Source organism: Hahella sp. CCB-MM4, from assembly GCF_002260525.1.
Taxonomy (GTDB): Bacteria; Pseudomonadota; Gammaproteobacteria; order Pseudomonadales; family Oleiphilaceae; genus Hahella.
Genome location: NZ_MRYI01000003.1, coordinates 593718 through 609822, shown reverse-complemented (window position 1 = coordinate 609822; position 16105 = coordinate 593718). Strand labels below are relative to the sequence as shown.

Here is a 16105-nt window from a genome sequence, read left to right as displayed (position 1 = left end):
TTCGTTGGTTACTATGTTGCATGAGGGTTATCCTTTGTGTGTTTCGATGAATGGTTGGCACCTCCATCAAAACCGGTAACCCTCTCTTTTTCAAGAAGAAGTGTCAGATCAGATTGAAACTATTCCAAATAATAACTTTAGTCAGGTTGAAACACTTAGTTTAATCAGCGCAAGTAAATAAAGTTTCTCTAACTTCCATTAAAATTTGGCCGAGCATGTTTTTTCCTCGGCCTCCACCATCGCCCCAATAGCTATCGTTTGAGGTATGCTCAACTAGTTTGGCAGGCCTGGTGCTAATCAATAAATTTTTGAGATCGTCATGCTGTGAAAACTTGGCCAGTAATGCTTCTTTCATTACTGAGTTTTTAACTGAATCCCAATTTTTTCTGATTTTCTTTTTTCTGTCACGCCCCATTCGAGCTGCTAGCATTGGTGACTTGGCTTTTCTGATTTGCTCTTGATCCTCAGCGGATAAGAATTTCATTGCTTGAAAGTAGTGTTCGGAGGTTGGCCAAACTTTACCTTTCAATTTTATGGGATAAGCTGAAAAATTTGAGAACGCGCCGTATTCATCAGATACGCTGTAAAATTTAATAACGTCCATAAGCTAAAATATTTAATACCTAGTGCTCAGCAGCAATATCAAGGTGCTGTCTAATCGTCATTCTATAGCATCTCGCCTGACGATTTCCAAGGGCTCTGCTGTATTTAGCTGATTGGTCGAACGCCATCACTTATGTGCCTGTTTGGCGGTTCTGAAATCTTCCACGAAATGTCCGTATTTTTTACATGTCCAGTTTTGGGAATATGTAACTTTATGATTTGTTTTTGGTTTTCTGTCTGGCTTGAAATTTGCCTATGGTGGGCGGCGTTTATGTTTTGAGCCTACGTGTCTGTCTGGCAGTGCAGTACGGGATCTGAATTACAAAATTGGAATACGGAAATTATGAATTTCAAAATATCGTTACTTTTTATTTTTCTGATGGTAAGCAAATCAGCTGGTGCAAGTTTTATCAACTATAAGGTATCAGGAATTATTGAAGATGACCGAAATAGCACTTCTGCTATTTTTGGAGGAGATGGAAATACTCATGATTTGACTGATGATGGTTCAAATTACGATGTCTTATTCACTCTTGGTTCCTTCGATGAACCAGACAGTGTAGAGGATTATGTGTCACGTATATACTATAACTATCTATATGTTGATGATGTCCAATTTTTCTTAAATGGTATCAAGAAAACTGTTAGTAGATTGGATGCTACCTTTAGTACGAATGATGCAGATTGGAACCTACTGAGGCTCAAGTTACATTTTTCTGAGGATGAGTTCTTCGGAATAACATCGATTGTATTCAACTCATATGGCACTGATTTATTTCAGGGCGAATTGGGTTACCCTGTGATGATTAATTCACAGAATCAAGATACCTCACTAGGTGGCGGTAAGGTGGGAGAGTATCTTACTCGGTCTCTATCCATTGATTCTGTCCGAGTAAATACTGTTTCAGAACCTGGAAGTATTTTTATACTGGCTATTGGAATATCAATTTTTGCCAGAAGATGCACAGCCAAAAAGCCAGCAAGGAAAAGGGGTGGAGCCCTGAGGATTAGTTAGCGGAACTGCAATCGCTAACTACTCTTATTGTTGTTTAGAGACCAAGAAAATTTGAACAAGCAAGGAGTTCATTTCTCTCTGAGTCCATTTTTATCATTGTGTCGCCCGGTGTGTCCATCGGGCGTTCCTCTCTGGCAATGACCACCCTTTCAATACAAATCTATGGTCACCGTCGCTGATGAATTAGGGGTTGACGATGTAGGTCAACCGATAGCGGTCGCGGTTGTCATTAGCATGGCATAGTGCGTTATATTGCGCTTCTTATTCGATGGGGATTCATGAGGGTGTCGTATTTGCGAATGAAACTTTGGGTACGGAAGTACGGAGTTCTTTTAGTGCTATTAATATCCCTGGCTGGAAACCTGGTTTTGTTTTTGTGGGGTAAGTACTGGAAGGAGGCGCTCGTAAATCAAGTCGTTAGCACATATGAAGTTGAGCAGATTTTTCTAGGTTCAGGTGTGGATGCGTCATTTGAAAATATCTATCGAGTTGCATCTAAACGAGGAGAATTCGTAAGAGAAATGTCGAGTGCTGAACTTAATATGGAGTTAGGCGAGCAAACCAGGGCTTTGAAGGTAAATGACACAATTCTTTTGTTTTTTGAAAATAGGTATGCTGGCAGTAAATCAATTCACCCCAACGATGGGGGTTGGTAGCGTCCTGTAAATGTTGCTCGATGCGGTAGCTTGTGTCCGAGATATTTATGGCGAAGGTGTCTTTGGAGACTTTTAGTTAGGCGCTTATATTCGTTAGAACTTCAAGAGCTAGATATTGAATGCCAGACAAGGATATTGACGGCGTGGTAATCACTGCGCAAACAGGTTGGAATGAGGCTTTTCTTGTTGGAACTGAACAAGAGTTGCTCGATTTTGCTCAAAACATTATTGATTCAGTCAAGGCTGCGAAAGCTGATAAGTTCTTTGGTGAAGACGTTAGAAGCAGTAACCAAGTTTATGGGGAAATGGCTTCGCACAGTGAGGTTCAACTTGACCGGTTGGTGGTCACTAAGAATACCGAACAGACCATTAAAATTGCGCACAAAGTACAGGGCTTATAACAAGCCCATTTATGTGGACCAATCTCCCACAGTCTCTATGACAAGTCAGAGCATGAAAGCATAGGCATTCTGCCACCAGTTGTCGAATCAACAGATGCTCAATCGAAACTTCATAGGAGCATGAGGTTGATGGCGATGCTCTGTGCCTGATGATAAAATATCGCCTTTTTGTGTTTTGGAAATAGTAAATAATGTTCAGGGTACTCATGGAAAGGCTTCTAATTTCTCTTGTCGCGTGTCTCTTTGTCGTTGCATGCAGCAACCAAAGTGATTCAGATCCAGCTATAGAAAAAGAAGAAGCTACAGCTAATGCGAACTTTATCTCTGATTTAACTACTGGTGGGGTTTTTCTTTGGGACTCCCGCACTATGGAAGAGTATTTTGACGAATATTTTCTGGATAAAAACAATCAAATTGGCGTTGTCCAAAAGTTATATCGAGAGACGGATGGTTGGATTGAAGGTAGGGATAAGTCCTATACAGAAGGTGGGATCCTGAATTATTTGATGGAACCTGACGGCTGGAAGCTTGGTAAAAGTGTGGAATCGAGGGCCTTTTCCTTAAGTGATAATGGCAAATTAGTCAGCACTAATGGGACCGTTGATATGGAGTTTAATGTATTGGCGGAGGTAGATCTGACTGATAAAAATTTGGGCAATTCGTTACATGATATTCTTGGTGAAGAAATTACCTGGGGATCTGATCTTCTGTTTAGTCAAGGAGCAAAAGCCTATGTGATACAGCGCGAGTTTTCTCGTGATTCAGTCGCGATTGAATCAGAGTGGTGCGGCACAGATTGCATGGGTATCTTGTCATATGGGCCCGGTAGTTTGGATGATTGGCTTCAGTCACATTTGCATACTGACGCACCTAATGTCGCCAACGGTTTTTATTGGTTAGGTCTATCGCTCTTTTTTGACGAAGAGGGAACTGTTTATGCCTATAAGTATTTTTGGCCTTCGTATGGTTTGTTATCTGCTGAAGGCTCATGGCACATGGAGAGTATTAATGGAGAAGAGCTGTTGCAGATTTCCTTGCCTTATGACGTCAAAGAAGAGATGGGAATAAGGACAGAAGTGAACCCTTTCATGACGATTGCCGAAGGCACGCGTTTCAAAGGGACAAGGCGTATATCTACAGGTAAAGTTCCTGAGCAATATAGAGGGCGCAAGGATATTTTTTATAATGATGTCGCTCAGGAAGACGTTAAGAACTACCTTTCGAAGTTCTGATGATGTAATAGGGCGGTAAGTTCGGTTGTACTCCGAAACTGGCTATACTATCGAAAACAGATAAGCCTACCGCCCACTTCCTCTTTCAGAAATGAATCAATAACTCCTCAACCGAACCTTGTTCAGAAACTGGGTTCGTTCGTTTTCATCTGAAATATATTTCGCCATAGCCATGCAGAGTTTGATTTCTGTGCGGGATTCTTCCATACAGCTGCGCACGATATGTCCGGCTAAGGGACCGACATAGGTGCTTAAGAGCTGGATCAGGCGTTGGACCTTTTCTTCGCTTAGCACTGTACCAACGGTGCCTCTGTATTTAGGGAGAGGTTTTCTCTTGGGCGGAGAAAGGAGAGAAGAATTAGTTGAAGTGCCAGGAGAAGAGGGTGATTTGGGAACGTCAGATCTTGCGGGATGACCGGTAATACTCTTCAGGCAATGCATTCTGGCTTGTTCAATAAACGAATGTCGTTCGGAGCCTTCAGGGACATATAGTGCCAGCTGACTGATCATCTCCGGTAGTGATTCCGAATAGGCTGCCACTCTATGGATGAGGTGAGTGGCCACCGGGCCGACATGCTGCGCCAGTGCTGCTGTCAGTATCTCGGTAATCTCAGTTGATAGCTTTAGTGGAGAGGTAGCTGCGGGAGGAGCGGTTTTGAGCAATATGCTTTGATTAACGCCGTCTTTGGCTACTTTATTTCCCTTTTTGTCGGTTGGTTTGGTTGCAATAGTATCCATACAAATGCCGCCTGGTAATGTCGTTTTAGTATTTTAGTGTTAGTACAAACATACTGTCCCTTCCAAGAAGGAAAGAGGCTCCGTATTTCTTGATGATCTATTCGTCGAGGGACTACAGGAATGGTGTTCTGGTGATAAGCTTCCTGCCGAACCACACGGACGTTATGCTTCCTTGTTTCATTAAATGAGTTGTCGATACAGGATAATAGTCAATGTATTACCTTCCTGTCGATAGGTGACGGCAGCTTACTTAAAGTTGCGGCGAAAATAATCGCGGAGGGCTGTCAGGATGGAGAAAAATCGAAGGTAGTGGGACGAGTGTTTATTAACCCTTTGGCACATAGCATAGGAAGATAAACTCAATATCAACTGATACCGGGGTATCTGTCACGTCCTGAGGTTTAAGTAAGAGAGTGATGCTCTGGTGACTTTGCGCCTCATTTCCAAGCATCTCCCTCACCGGAGACTCGATCTTTATTTTCAGGTTTGCACCTTCGCTGTTCTCTGGAGATTTGGGGGCCACGGAAAAAAAAGATAATGTCCCTATATATTCCAGTGAGTTTCCTTGTGTCCCGGCAACCAGATACACGTCATAGTTGGGGCTGTATGGTTCACCAAAAATACGGTGAAAATTCAGGATGACACGTGAGTCGAGCAAAGACTCGTGGCTGAATCTATGCTGGTTTTCTTCATATACCTGTAACTGGACTTCTGCCTCGCTTCCAGTCAAGGAGAGAGGTCCGGGATGCTCAGCCAGTATGCTTATTGATGTTGAAGCCATAATCACTTGAGCCAGGGCACCAGAAAATACACTGAGAGTATACAGCACATCCATGACACTAACCGTGTCTCCTTCGGTAATAGGACACGCTCATAGATAAGCACTACCGTGACAATCATCATGATCCATAAGTCATGTCCGGCAATGAGCAAAGCTAACATGACGTGCAGGCATCCCTTTACACAATTGAGGCCTTTGATAAGTCCAAAATGAATCGTATCTCGATAAGCATGCCAGCCGTTGATACGCAGGGGGATTCCGTTACTGCAGGCGAAGACAGCTTTCCTTCGAGACGATGTACTACTCCAGACAGCCGCCGCCAGAAAGCTGAGTGACCCGACAGGAAATTGAGCTATCAATTCATGGTGAATAAAGGGTATCTGAAGAAGAAAAGCTCTCAGGATCTCTATCATTCCTCCAGCAATTAGCCAGACTACTGCATACCCAAACACGAGAAGAGGCATCAGCCTCAGGTGTTGGTATCGTGGCATCATCAGTTTTACTAAGCTGACTGAACCACTGAGCATGGGGAGCATCATGGCGGTAACCATGATTAACCAGGCTGAGAGACTTGCAGAAAACACAGCAACAGAAGTCGTCGGCATATGGTGATGAGAGTGTGCGGAGCTGCTCAGCTCGGCTGAAATCAAATACGCCCAGCTGAGCCCGCTCAACATGAAGAGCCACCAGTAGGGGTGAGCCGTTGTTACACGGCTCACCCTGCCGCTCATATCAGCATGCCATTCACTAATCAATTTCACTGTGCAAACTGACCCGGCCAACATTTATTTCGACATCGCTGTCCTGCTTGGACTGGGGAATCAACTGGACCCGAATGTTATCTTCGTCCCAATCGTCACGTTGCCTGAGCTTGTTAATGGTGTCGGAAATATCGATGGCGAAGTTCAAGCCGCTACCATCACTCTCAACGGAGGGAGTGGAGGCATTTTCCAGACCAAAGAGTCCAATACAGCCCACGAAGTTTTCTTCATTGCCTTCTTCGTTGTCCCGGTTCGTTATGAACAGGTCGATCGGGGAGGTTGCGCCTTTACCTTTCACGTTACTGATTCGCAGAATGGTTCTCTTTTCGTCACCGCCTCTGGCAGCCAAAAGGCGTGCGCCTCTTGCGGGTTGGGGGACCATAGTGAGATCCAAGGGCGCCATATGATCGCCGACCGAAAAGCTGGCTGAGGTCGCTCCGACAACATCCATCGCCGGAACCGATCTTCTGGCGGGTGTTGTGGAAGAAAGCGGAAACGCCGGAGTATAGACATAACCCAGTAGTTGAGTCGTTTCTACGTCTTTGACCGCTATTTCCACTGGCTGACCGTTGGCGTCATGGAATTTGAAGCGGAAATCTTTCCATGCATTCACCACAGGGTTGCTGCGACCTGCCTGAGCCAGCCATACCTGCCACAGGCGATCGATATTGGCATGGTGCAGCCAGAATATGGGGTCGAGTGCAGCCGTGTCGGGATTCCCCATAGCGCCGTTTATATCAGTGTGCACGACGTTATGCGGCAAGCTTTCCAGTTGTCCGGTCTGTCCACCTGAATGGGCGAATCCAGTGACTCCTCCACCAAAGCTAATGTCTCCGCCGCTATTGGTAAATTCCGCTTCATTCATGGCCGGCCAGGGATTTACGTTATTCTTGTTCAGCACATAGTTACGCCGATTTTTTATCCATAAAGAGGCAAAGTCGGCATTGGGCCCCTGCGAAGATCCGAATTCAGGCGGAATTTGCAGCGCTTGTTGCTGATTACTGGGAGAGGCGCTTGTGTTGTATGCCTCGCAGTAGTTCCAATAGGGAAGTGTCCAGTCTGCCGGCCCTCCCATATCACGGATTGCCTTAGCGACAATTTCCTCAAAGTAGAACAGGTACATGCGGTGCCAGGGCAGAAAATACCAGGTGCCGTGCTGGCAACGGTTCCAGAAGCCGCTGTTGACTGTTTGCTGGGACGGGGGATAACCCGTAGCATCATGCCAGTAGGTTAAAGCGCTGGGGTAGGTTGCATAGCCGTGGATGGCTCCCTGATACCACCAGCTGGTGGGATCGTTAATGTCCCTGGATTTCATCTCCTCAACGGCTCTTGAATACCAGGAAAGTGTATCGTCTTTCAGTTCGTAAACATTTTGTCTTGTTTTCATGGTGTCCCTCCTTGGGTCAATGTGCTACATCCAAAGGTCACTACACTGCATATCCACCCTTTGTTCGTTAAATATAGATGCTTTTTAAGGTTTGATGAAAAAATGATCAATTTTTTTCGTTGTCAGTTTGCAGACTGACTGAATCGATCAGATTAACCTACGATGTGGTCGCACTATGTTCGCTGTCCAAAGGGCTATAGTGCCTATCAGGTCAAAGATTTTTGTTCTAGTTCCAATTTTTGTCTCTTAGTTCTTCAGCCTTGGAGGCTAAGGCTTTACTTTGTCTTTGGTGTTTTCTCTTTAAATCACCGCCGCTCATAGGTAGGGATATTGAGAGGGCTTTGAAATGTCTGTATTTGCTTACATTGGTTGGAGCAGAGAGATTGGTTGGACCTGAGAGATTGGATGAACCCGAGAGACTGGATGAACCTGAGAGAGAAGAAGCGGCCTATGAATCCCCGATATATTAAGTCACTTAAACTTCTGGCAATGGCGATAGTATTGACTGCAGGTGCCTGTTCAGAGCCCTCCGGTAATCGACAGGAGGGAGCCGAAAAATATACCCAAGATCTTCACTCCAAGGTATACCGGGAGCTTTCGTTTGAGGACGATCAAGACTTTCAGGACAGCCGTCGGGGGTTGATTGCCAGGGCAGATCCTAATGTCCTCAGAGACGACAAAAGCATTTGGAATACCCAGGACTTCAGCTTTGTGGCAGGGGATGCTCCAGCGACGGTTAATCCAAGTTTATGGCGGCAGGCCAAACTGAATAATCAGGCCGGTATATATGAGGTAACGCCGGGTATTTATCAGGTACGTGGGTTTGATCTTGCCAATATGACGTTGATTAAGGGCGAGAAAGGATGGATCGTGGTAGACCCCCTTACTACGGTAGAGTCGTCCCGGTTGGCTTTATCGCTGGCGAACCAGCACCTGGGTCAAAGACCTGTCACCGCAGTCATTTTTACCCATCCCCATATTGATCATTTCGGTGGTGCATTTGGGATCTTAACGCCCGAGCAGGTTGCCAAAAACAATATCCCGGTCATTGCGCCAAAAGGATTCATGGAAGCGGCGACCAGTGAGAATGTGATTGTAGGTTTGGCGATGGGACGCCGGGCAGGGTACATGTATGGATCCAATCTGGAAAGAAATGCCGAAGGTTATATAGGCTCCGGCTTGGGCAAAGGGCCTGTGATGGGCACATTCAGCATACTGCCACCAAGCATTAGTATTTCCGAAACCGGGCAACAGCTGACAGTGGACGGCGTTGAGATGATTTTTCAATACACCACTGAAACAGAGGCACCTGTTGAATTTACGTTTTATATTCCCGGGCTAAAAGCATTTTGTGGCGCTGAGCTAGTCTCTCGAAACATGCATAACCTCTATACCTTGAGAGGCGCAAAGGCAAGAGACGCACTCAAATGGAGCCATGACATCAATGAGGCCAAAGAGCTGTTTGCAGATGCAGAAGTGTATTTTGGATCTCACCACTGGCCTATGTGGGGGAAACAGAAGATTCAGGAGTTTCTGACAAAACAACGGGATATGTACAAATACATTCACGATCAAACCGTGCGCTTGATCAACAATGGTCTAACGGCAAAAGAAATTGCCGAGCAGATAGCTTTGCCGGATTCATTGGCAAACTACTGGCCCAACAGGGGCTACTACGGTTCGCTGAAGCACAATGCGAAGGCGGTATATCAATATTATATGGGTTGGTACGACGCCAATCCTGCCCATCTCGACCCCCTTCCGCCTGAGCAGTCAGCAGAAAAATATGTTGAGGCAATGGGAGGTAAAGCCTCTGTTCTGCAACTTGGTCGAGATGCGTATGACAAAGGTGAATACCGCTGGGCTGCGGAGTTACTTAACCATCTGGTGTTTGCTGACCCTGATAATCAAAACGCAAAAGCCTTGCTGGCCGAAGCCTATACTCAACTGGGGTATCAGGCGGAATCTGGTCCGTGGCGGAACGTGTATCTTTCTGCAGCCCATGAGCTAGTCAACGGAGCGCCTGAAAAGAGTATCGATATCAAGCTGATGGAGAGGGTGTTAAAAAATACGGATGTCGAAAAGTTTTTTACTTCCATGGCAGTGCGTGTCATTCCTGAAAAGTCAGAAGACAACGCCACCAGGGTGCTGGTGTATTTTCCGGATATTGATCAGCGTTATCTTCTGTGGTTTGAAAACTCGGTCATGCATCATAAGTTTATCGATGTACCAAAAATTGCGGAGCAGGACGTTGATGTCACACTGACCATTACACGGGATCTGTTCGTCGATGTGCTTATTGAAAACACGACGATCATGGACCTTGTCTCAACCGATGACCTGACGGTTGATGGGAGTCTTGTCGACTTGATTCAGTTTCTGCTGGTGTTTGAAAAGCCGGCAGGAAATTTCAATATCGTGACTCCCTGAGTGTCCGGGAACTAGAGATGAGACGAGATAAACATGAGCCAGGCCGGCGGCCCTTTCAATTCTCCTTCGCTACCTGCCACTGCAGATTAAACAATGGGGTCTGGAATTTACCGAACATCCGAACCCACAGCATCAGGTAACCCTCAGTGCCCCGAGCCTGTTCGATGCCGCCAAGATCCAGGATCTGTTCTCGGCTCCAGCCAAAAGCCTGTAATAACTCGGATACCTGTGCCTTGGCCTCTGCATCGTTACCGGCAATTGGCAGATGGTGCAGACCCGGAACTGTGGCTGGATTCACCATGACAGGGTTGGATACGGTGTTTAGTGCCTTAACAACCCTGGTGTCCGGAAGTGCAGCCTGAATCTGCTCTCCAAGTGAGTTGGTATTGCAGACGCTCAGCGATGGCGGGAACCCGTTGCTGAAATCCAGTGGATTGGCGACATCGATCAGAATTTTCCCCTTAAGGGTATTGGCGCTAACCATTTCCAGCGCGGCCAGGCTGGCCGTGCCTGCAGTGCAGTTCAGATAAAAATCGGCATCGGCCGGAATTTGGCTGAATGACAGCACCTGGCCGCCGGCTTGCTTTGCCCATTGTTGGGCTTCGTCTTTATTTGCATCACGGCTTGAAATGGCGACATCGTGACCGAGTTTTCTGAAAGCTGTACCCAGTGTGCGAGCGACATCTCCGCTACCTAAAATGATGATTTTCATAAAACTGTCCTCTTCAAATGGTAGGCCTAGTGTAAGTTGCTCATGATTTAACAAACAGGCAATATAAGTTATACATTGATTAACCATTGGTTGAGTATGGCTGATGACTAAGCTGCCCGCTTTACAGGATCTCTATTACTTCACTTTGGTGGCCCAGATGGGTTCACTGACTAGGGCTGCTGATCAACTTGATATGTCTACAGCCGCTTTGAGTAAAGCGATGAAACGATTGGAGGACAACCATGACGTGCGCTTATTCAAGCGATCAGCGCGTGCCATTGTGCTGACAGAGGCCGGTCAACGGCTGAGGCAACACAGTCAGGCCATGCTTGAGCGCTGGCATCAGTGTCAACAGGAATTGACCGAACTTTCGGAGGAGATCGCCGGTACGGTGGTTATCAACAGCTCTGCGGCGTTGGCCGGTCAATTGATTGTCCCGCTGTTGCCTGCATTAAAGCATCAATATCCGAAACTGGTGATTGACCTCCGCCTGGATGATCGGTACATCGACCTGAAGCAAGGTGAGGTTGATTTGCTGATCCGGGTTGGTTTGCTCAATGATGAGGAAATCATTGCCCGGCCACTGATGCCGCTGGATATGATCTATGGCGCCAGCCCGGCATATCTGGCGGGGAAAGACGCGATCACTGCGCCACAGGATCTGAAACACCACGCTACGATAGGCTTTCGCCTGCCTGCTAGTAATCAACTAATGCCATATCAGTTTCAGCAGGCCAATCATCTGTTCAGTATCGAGTTACAGCATGATGTCATTGTCAATTCTCCAGACGTCATCCAGTCGCTCGTCCTAGCTGACCAGGGCATTGGTTTACTCGGTCGGCACCTGGCCCAGTCGTTGATTGATCGGGGAGAATTGATTCCGGTGCTGGCTGACTGGATGCCGCAACATGAACGGGGAATCTTTCTGTGCTATCTGGATCGACAGTGGATGCCGAAGAAAATGCTGGCAGTAGTTGAGTTTCTATTGGAAAAATTGAGTGGCTAGATCTTGGCTGATGCAAGCATTGATACAAAACAAGCATTGATACAAAAATTGAGAAGCGGCCCATTCAAGCAAAGGGCCGCTCTAACTTCAATTGTCTATTTCAACGTGATTTCATTAATGCCATACCAACGCCCGTAGTGGCCGTGGTTCATGGTAATCAGAACGTATTGACTCTTATCCTGCAGCTCGATATCTGCACTGCCTGAACGGCTTTGCTGTACTCCTTGGGCATGTACCCACTGGCCGTCTTGGCGTACCCAGATATCATACTCTTCAGCATAGTTGTCTTCATCCCAGGAGATTGTGAGACCGGAAAGGCTGCGGGCAGCGCCTAAATCCAGTAGCACCCATTCCATATCGCCGGTGTCGCGTATGGTACTTGAAACCCAGGATGTGGATGAGGAGCCATCCAGCAAATTGGCGGGTAGATATCTCCAGTTATAGTAACTGGAAGCGCTGGCAGAAGCATTCGATGCAGGGCTGTCGGTGCTGCCGTCATCTTTATCGGAGCCGTCATCATCCTTACCTTTGGTGCCATTGTCATCCACACCGCTGTCACAGGGTGTCCAGTCGCCATTCACCTTGACGGCATCAAAAGACTGATGCACTGCATGCCAGGCGTCAGAACATTCACCGAATAAGGTTTCAGCAGATTGGGCCAACCGGGTTCTGGCCGATTCAAAGTTAGTGGAAGAGGTAAACAGATTGGTGTTGGCGTGGTAGTAGATTTTTAACGCCTTTTCCATACCGATACCTGTTACCCGGTTGGTGGTCTTGCTCTGGGGATGCGTACCGCCCTCAGACAGCAGATAAAACGCCAGGTTCATGATGCCGCTATTCAAGTGAACCCCGCCATTGTCCAGGCGGCCGGTGTAGCGGGTGTCATAGCTGTCACTACTTTGACCGTCTGCTGTCGGGTCTGCCATATCCCGCATCAGTTCACCGGTGACCGTTGCATCTTCACCCAAGGTCCAGTTCTTCCGCTCAGGCTTTAAGCCATCCGGCGGAGGCGTATTACCATTACCGCCGGATTCCAGGTAGGTTTCCGCGCCGGCCCCAAATATATCAGAAAGCGCTTCGTTGATTGCGCCTGACTCATTGCGGTAAATCAGGCTACTTTCCGAATGAGTAACGCCGTGGGTCAGCTCATGAGCCACCACATCCAGTGCACCGGCGGGATTGCTCAGCTCTTTGTCGCCTTCGCCGTAAATCATCTGCTCGCCGTCAAAGTAGGCATTGTCGCCGGTACAGCCACCAATGGAGCTGGTAAATCGGGCGTGAACGGTGCTGACCATTTCTTTGCCATGCCCGTCAAAGGAATCTCTGCCAAACAAATTGGCATAAAACCAGTAGGTATAGCCTGAGTTGTCGTAGGCTGATTTAGTATGTTCGTCAGTACTGGAGGTGACTTCTCTGCCCGGTAGAACATCTTTGTTCGAGTTGGGATTAAAGCATTTGAGGTCCACTGTGTAGACACTGCGTGAAAGGGCAGAGTAGAGGTTGGGAAGCTTGTCGATGATGTTGCCGCTGTTCGCATCCACGAATACCTCATCCACTCGAAAACCCTCGGTGGTTGTATGGTATTCCATCACCGAATGCCAGGTTAAAATTGGGCCTGCCTCTTCAGAAACATAAACCTTCAAGGTGGGATCATCACGAAGTTTTGGCTCAGTGAGCAATACATCGCGCATACTATCCACGGCTTTGGAAAAAGCTGCTTTGCCGCTTAAGCCGGGTGATACGCCGATATTGATGCCGGGTTCAAATTCACCGGTAACCAGCTTTATTTCGTTGTTGCCGTCGGCCTGTACCACGGTTTCCCTGCCATATACCGGTACTCCGTTGTAGACCTGAGTGAACTTATAGAAAACATTGTTCATCTCATCGAACTTGGAGGTTTTTAATGCCAGGTCGTCATTCTCTCCAATACCGAGAATGTCTTTTCCGCCTCTCAGAACGATCTGCCTGGCCATGCCGGCATCCGTGACTACCAAGGGTGATTCGCCACTAGGGAATAATTGAAATGGATGTCCAAAGTCAGGACTCTTTTCCCCATTGAATATGTCCGTTCCGGTAAGTGTGGTAACTCTTGGGTTCGTCGTTTGATTGCCTGGAAGAGAGTTGTTATCCAGATCAGCCACAAACCTGTTGATGTCTTCAGCGGTAGGGGCTTGAGACGGTTGAACATGGCCTGCTTTGGCCACGTTATTCGCCGCATGGGGCGAAACCGCAGGAATAGAGAGATCCCGAGTGATAGTGATATCTGTGTCTTTTACCAAAGACTTGGGAGTATCCACGTTTTGATGAAGTGCGTAAGTTCCCGCCACGATAGCTGTGACGGCAGCCAGTATTTTAATTTTCACGAGTACTTATCCTTAAGTGTTTGTCCTGATTTCATCAGAGATCCTGTTGGTACTTTTAACCTTCTAGTACCTTACAACCTTCCAGTACTTTATGACCTGCCAGTACTTTATAATTCGTCGCCAAGCTACAGAAGCTGGCCCAGGATCTTCGAACTCGATTGTTATTTACTGTTTTGGAACGGTTTTTAGAGTGTCCTCCCTTGAGTGATGAGGGGGTGAAAGTGATCATTTATTGTAGCTCTTACAATATGTTTCCAACCGGATAATTCCGTCAATATGGGATTGTGGTGGGGTCGCAAATGGATATGAAAAAGTCGCCCCGAGGCATGACTGTGGCATCAAGTTGATCTTTGAGCTGTAACTTGTTCAATATTTTGAATGAATCACCATCTAATTTGTGGTCGAGGAGTGTCTGAAAGAACGAAAAAAATGTCTTGTTTTATGTAACGCTTGAATGAACTGGCAATAGGAAATCGTAAAAAATAGGAAATTATGGAAAGCAGGTTAGAGGAATAGGATATCAGACACCGGCCTTCATGAAATCTGCCCAAACTTTTCATTTATTATTCAGCCTTTATTAAGCTAATCTGCCATTTAATACGAATCATCCACTCATCTTTTTGTCAATGAATTCATTCAGGAGATATCAATGAAATTGTTAGGAACTGTTGCGGTATCGGCAGCGATTTTGACCAGTACTGCTTCGGTCGCAGGAGCGGAAGAATATTACAGGTCAGGTACACAACAGGAACTACGGGAACTGCGCAGGGAGGTCCAGTTGTTGCGCCGGGATATTGCCAGGCTGGAGAACCTGGTGATTGAAATGCACGATGCCAATCAACCTCCACCCGTAGACGTTAATCTGAACAATCGTTGGGGCTGTTATATTAACGATATCAGGGCCGGAGGAGTCTACGGTGTCGGTGCGACAGAGGCGGAGGCTAAAGGCGTAACTCTTGAGAAATGCTCCAATAAGGGAGGCGCATGCTTTGAAAGTAATTTGAAGTGCAGTGAGAATGACTCATGATTCTGTCGTTCCTTGATATTGGCTGATCCTGGCGCTGCCTGATTTTTCGATCCCTGTCCCTCAGAATAAAAAAACTCTGGACGAAGGTGGTAGGGGATAGGGTATTTTACAAAGGATACGTTTCTGATACCCAAGGAGTCAGGTGGTAAGATGCATATCGGACCAAAATTTTTACTTGCTGCCATCAGGAAAAAAATCAAAGACGAGGGGCTGTGTTACGGCACCTTGTCTGAAAAAACCGGCATACCTCTTTCCAGTATTAAGCGTCATCTACATAACCCGTCACTGGGCCTTGATAAGATTCTGCTATACGTCAGCCACCTCAACACCGATTTGATCGAGCTGACGAAACTCGCCAAGCAGCTGCAGCACGAGAACGAGCAGTTTATCACTGATGAACAGAGTGAATTGTTTCTCGAACATCCATACCTGCTCGATTTCATCTACATGGTGACCTCCCGCAATCTGGCACCTGAGTCTATCGCTGAGAAATACCAGCTCACTGACACCAGTCTGCGTTTCTATCTGCGCATTGCCGAAATCCTTGGGTATATCGAAGACTCCGGTGACGGCATTTTCTATCGCTCTGGCAGACGCTTTTTGCTGGTGGAAGGCTCTGAACTGGACAGGTTGTTCCGTCGCCGCTTCCAGGAAGAATCACTTTCTCATCCGATCAATCCCGGTGTCTGTGTTGGCAGAATTCGACTGACCGAAGCTCAGAAAACACAGCTTGAGGATGATGTTTTTGCCAAGCTGATGGAGCTTGATGCAATCAATATTTCAAACGGGGAGGGTAAAACGACGAATGTTATGATGCGCTGCACGCCCGGCAAGCAGATTCTGTATTCCGATGGGCTGCCTAATATTGACGGCAGTGTTCTCAAACTTGTCTCAGCAAAGTTCTCAAATACATCAACAGCCTAGAGTCTGCACACACTAACAGTTTGTATTGTTGTTCAGTCTCAAATTTTGATACCTGCGGGCTCTGATTCT

At 46.8% G+C, this 16105-nt stretch carries 15 protein-coding genes; 8 read left to right on the top strand and 7 right to left on the bottom strand.

Annotated features, from left to right (window positions below; translation table 11 throughout):
• Positions 1–160: 160 nt before the first annotated feature.
• Positions 161–604 (bottom strand): NADAR family protein, encoded by a 444-nt coding sequence (locus tag BTA51_RS09825; RefSeq protein WP_094707245.1) that lies wholly within the window; start codon positions 602–604, stop codon positions 161–163.
• 342 nt (positions 605–946) lie between these two features.
• Here BTA51_RS09825 and BTA51_RS09820 point away from each other — a divergent pair, with 342 nt between their 5' ends.
• From BTA51_RS09820 to BTA51_RS09805, 4 genes are all read left to right on the top strand, one after another.
• Complete coding sequence (locus BTA51_RS09820) at positions 947–1618, top strand: hypothetical protein (protein ID WP_094707244.1); 672 nt, start codon at positions 947–949, stop codon at positions 1616–1618.
• 299 nt (positions 1619–1917) lie between these two features.
• On the top strand, positions 1918–2274 hold the full coding sequence (locus BTA51_RS09815; protein ID WP_094707243.1) for a hypothetical protein: 357 nt from the start codon (positions 1918–1920) through the stop codon (positions 2272–2274).
• Positions 2275–2393: 119 nt separating this feature from the next.
• Positions 2394–2675: a hypothetical protein gene (locus tag BTA51_RS09810; protein WP_094707242.1), complete on the top strand. Its 282-nt coding sequence runs from the start codon at positions 2394–2396 to the stop codon at positions 2673–2675.
• A gap of 206 nt (positions 2676–2881) precedes the next feature.
• Entirely contained in the window at positions 2882–3907 is a 1026-nt protein-coding gene (locus BTA51_RS09805; protein ID WP_141215571.1) for a hypothetical protein, read from the top strand.
• 96 nt (positions 3908–4003) lie between these two features.
• Here the strand turns inward: BTA51_RS09805 and BTA51_RS09800 are convergent, their stop codons facing one another.
• The 4 genes from BTA51_RS09800 to BTA51_RS09785 all read right to left on the bottom strand — a co-directional run bounded on the left by BTA51_RS09800 (position 4004) and on the right by BTA51_RS09785 (position 7574).
• On the bottom strand, positions 4004–4645 hold the full coding sequence (locus tag BTA51_RS09800; protein WP_094707240.1) for a hypothetical protein: 642 nt from the start codon (positions 4643–4645) through the stop codon (positions 4004–4006).
• Between the two features lie 325 nt (positions 4646–4970).
• The gene (locus tag BTA51_RS09795) at positions 4971–5375 is read right to left on the bottom strand and encodes a hypothetical protein (protein WP_141215570.1); all 405 of its coding nucleotides are present in this window, start codon (positions 5373–5375) and stop codon (positions 4971–4973) included.
• Between the two features lie 53 nt (positions 5376–5428).
• Positions 5429–6145 carry a DUF2182 domain-containing protein gene (locus tag BTA51_RS09790; protein ID WP_094707282.1) on the bottom strand — a complete coding sequence of 239 codons (717 nt, stop codon included), beginning with the start codon at positions 6143–6145 and terminating at the stop codon, positions 5429–5431.
• Positions 6146–6173: 28 nt separating this feature from the next.
• The gene (locus tag BTA51_RS09785; RefSeq protein WP_094707238.1) at positions 6174–7574 is read right to left on the bottom strand and encodes a tyrosinase family protein; all 1401 of its coding nucleotides are present in this window, start codon (positions 7572–7574) and stop codon (positions 6174–6176) included.
• Between the two features lie 405 nt (positions 7575–7979).
• On the opposite strand from BTA51_RS09785, the gene BTA51_RS09780 reads away from it, so the two are divergent.
• The gene (locus tag BTA51_RS09780; protein ID WP_210404796.1) at positions 7980–10004 is read left to right on the top strand and encodes an alkyl/aryl-sulfatase; all 2025 of its coding nucleotides are present in this window, start codon (positions 7980–7982) and stop codon (positions 10002–10004) included.
• A gap of 55 nt (positions 10005–10059) precedes the next feature.
• Here BTA51_RS09780 and BTA51_RS09775 read toward each other — a convergent pair whose 3' ends face one another.
• On the bottom strand, positions 10060–10716 hold the full coding sequence (locus tag BTA51_RS09775; RefSeq protein ID WP_094707237.1) for an NADPH-dependent F420 reductase: 657 nt from the start codon (positions 10714–10716) through the stop codon (positions 10060–10062).
• Between the two features lie 103 nt (positions 10717–10819).
• Here BTA51_RS09775 and BTA51_RS09770 point away from each other — a divergent pair, with 103 nt between their 5' ends.
• Positions 10820–11722: a LysR family transcriptional regulator gene (locus BTA51_RS09770; RefSeq protein WP_094707236.1), complete on the top strand. Its 903-nt coding sequence runs from the start codon at positions 10820–10822 to the stop codon at positions 11720–11722.
• 95 nt (positions 11723–11817) lie between these two features.
• Here BTA51_RS09770 and BTA51_RS09765 read toward each other — a convergent pair whose 3' ends face one another.
• On the bottom strand, positions 11818–14085 hold the full coding sequence (locus tag BTA51_RS09765; RefSeq protein WP_094707235.1) for a M4 family metallopeptidase: 2268 nt from the start codon (positions 14083–14085) through the stop codon (positions 11818–11820).
• 649 nt (positions 14086–14734) lie between these two features.
• Here BTA51_RS09765 and BTA51_RS09760 point away from each other — a divergent pair.
• Positions 14735–15112, top strand: a complete 378-nt coding sequence (locus tag BTA51_RS09760) for a hypothetical protein (RefSeq protein WP_094707234.1) — start codon at positions 14735–14737, stop codon at positions 15110–15112.
• A gap of 150 nt (positions 15113–15262) precedes the next feature.
• On the top strand, positions 15263–16036 hold the full coding sequence (locus tag BTA51_RS09755; protein WP_094707233.1) for a transcriptional regulator: 774 nt from the start codon (positions 15263–15265) through the stop codon (positions 16034–16036).
• The last annotated feature ends 69 nt before the right edge of the window (positions 16037–16105 follow it).